Here is a 2,037-nt window from a genome sequence, read left to right as displayed (position 1 = left end):
GCGACGGTGCGCGCGGTGTTTCGGGTGTCGGATCTGCTCCACCGCCTCGATCTCCAGCGTCGGCAGCGAATGGCACCGTCGTGGAGGCGGCCGTGGTCGACGATGCGGCCGGTGTCGTCGTGGACGGAGGTGGGGCCGAGGTCGCGGGGGTCGTTGTCGAGGGTGTCGTTGTCGGGGGCGTGCTCGTCGCCGTCGGTGTCACGACAGGCGCCGTGGGTGGGGGCGCGGAAGCGTTCTCGTCGGGCGTCGCCGCCTCGCCGCTGTCGTGGTCCTCCGACCCGTCGGGTGTCGGCGCCGGCTCGATCCGATCGGGATCGGCCGGAATCTCGAGCTGCCAGCCCGGGAGGATCGTGTTCGGATCATCGAACGTCCGACCGTCGCCCATGTCGGCTCCACGGTTCCGTTCCCAGATCGACGGCCAGTCGTCGGGCCCCGCGAGATGCTCCGTGGCGATTCCGGACAAGGTGTCGCCGTCCTCGACGACGACGTGCGCGATCGGCCCGCTCCGGTTCACCGGGATGTCGACGCGCGGGATCCCTCGAACCGGTGTCGGATCGTCGTCGGACATGTCGTGGTCGGCCGGCTGGGCCTCGGCGTTGCCGAAGCCAGCGGGGAGTTCGAGCCTCCACCCCGGCTGGATGAGTGCCGGGTTGGTGAACCGCTGTCCGTCGTTCATGACCGTGCCGAGGTTGAGGTCCAGGATGTCGTCGGCCAGCTCGATCGTCCGCAGCTCATCACCCCCGGCGTATTCGGCGGCGATCGCATAGATCGAGTCGCCACGCACCACGACGTGGATTCCGACCGCCGGAGCGGAGTGTCCGAGGGGCGTGTCATCGTCCCCGGACGTCGGCGTGCCGATGTCGTGGCCGAAGCGTCCGACAGCGGGCAGAGGTGAATCGGTCATGTCCCGCGTGGTCCCACCCCCGAGTCGATGGGCGGTCGCGGAAGGCCCGGCATCGGCGGGGGTCGCCTGAGCACCCGACGCCAACACATTGGTCGGAATGAGCGCGATCAGCCCGATGGCGATCCACCGTCCCATGCCCTGGGCCCAGCCGAGTCCGCGTACATGCGGTGCGGCGAGGCCGCGGTGGCGAACCATGTGCACCGCCTCGGTGACCGTCGTGACCGCGATGACGAGCAACGCGACCCAGATCAGGATCAGACTGCCGCGGATCATCAGGTCGACGAGCGCGTCGTCACGAAGTGGTGCCGTGAGCGTGTCGCGGATGGAGTCGGCGTCCCATCGCCACGGTGGGGAGGTTCCGCCCAGCGGATTCGCGGTGTCGAAGCGGAAGCGTGTCGCCGCGACGACGCCGATCGGAACGACGACGAACAGCACGATGAGTGCGGCGATCGAGGCGACCGCGCGGCCGAGACGCGGTGGTTGGGTCGTCACGTCTGGTCACCCCTCCTTCCTGCTCGAGCCGACCGTCGGCTCCGACGAGACACGGGGTATCCAGAATCCGAAACGGGAAGTCCGGTGGGTGGTTGCCGTCCGGTCATGCCACACCGACCGCCTCGGCCGCGCCGACCCCGGTCACAGCCTTCGATCCGTCGACGATCGTGATCGTGACGGTCACCTTCCCCGTGGTGTCGTCGACGACGATCGCGTCGACGCTGCCGGAGACCCCGTAGCTGCCGAACAGGAGCGCCGCGGTCGTGCTGGCCGCCGCGCGTGCGGCGCCGGGATCGAGACGGTCGAGGTCACCGTCGCGCACGTCGTCGATCGACGCTGCCTGCGCGCCCGAGCGGGCGGCTTGAAATGCGATCGAGGTGGCTGCCGACTGATTCGAGATCCCGCGGTCGGCGTCGCGAGCGACCCACACGAGTCCGAGGAACGTGAAGGCGAACATGAACGCGATCCCCGCCACGAGTCCCGACCCGCGATCATCCCGCCACTCGATCCCGTTCGATGTGGTGATGGCGACGGTCACGAGTCCGCTCCTCGATACGGGTCGATGACGGCGTAGGCCGTGTAACGCTGCGGGCCGATCGGGGACGCAGGTACCAGTTCGAGCCCGGCTGCCGACGTCGAGC

The 2,037-nt window shown here is 69.3% G+C and carries 2 protein-coding genes; both read right to left on the bottom strand.

The annotated features are described in order from the left end of the window. The coding region (locus WBV89_RS11595; protein WP_423981508.1) for a LysM peptidoglycan-binding domain-containing protein at positions 1-1,396 on the bottom strand (1,396 nt) is incomplete at its 3' end. Positions 1,397-1,499: 103 nt separating this feature from the next. Beyond that, entirely contained in the window at positions 1,500-1,934 is a 435-nt protein-coding gene (locus tag WBV89_RS11590; RefSeq protein ID WP_423981507.1) for a hypothetical protein, read from the bottom strand. Positions 1,935-2,037: the final 103 nt, after the last annotated feature.

Origin of the sequence: Ilumatobacter sp., from assembly GCF_049588435.1 — a bacterium.
Taxonomy (GTDB): Bacteria; Actinomycetota; Acidimicrobiia; order Acidimicrobiales; family Ilumatobacteraceae; genus Ilumatobacter_A.
The sequence above is the reverse complement of the archived record's forward strand: the minus strand, read 5'-3'. Positions and strand labels throughout refer to the sequence as shown.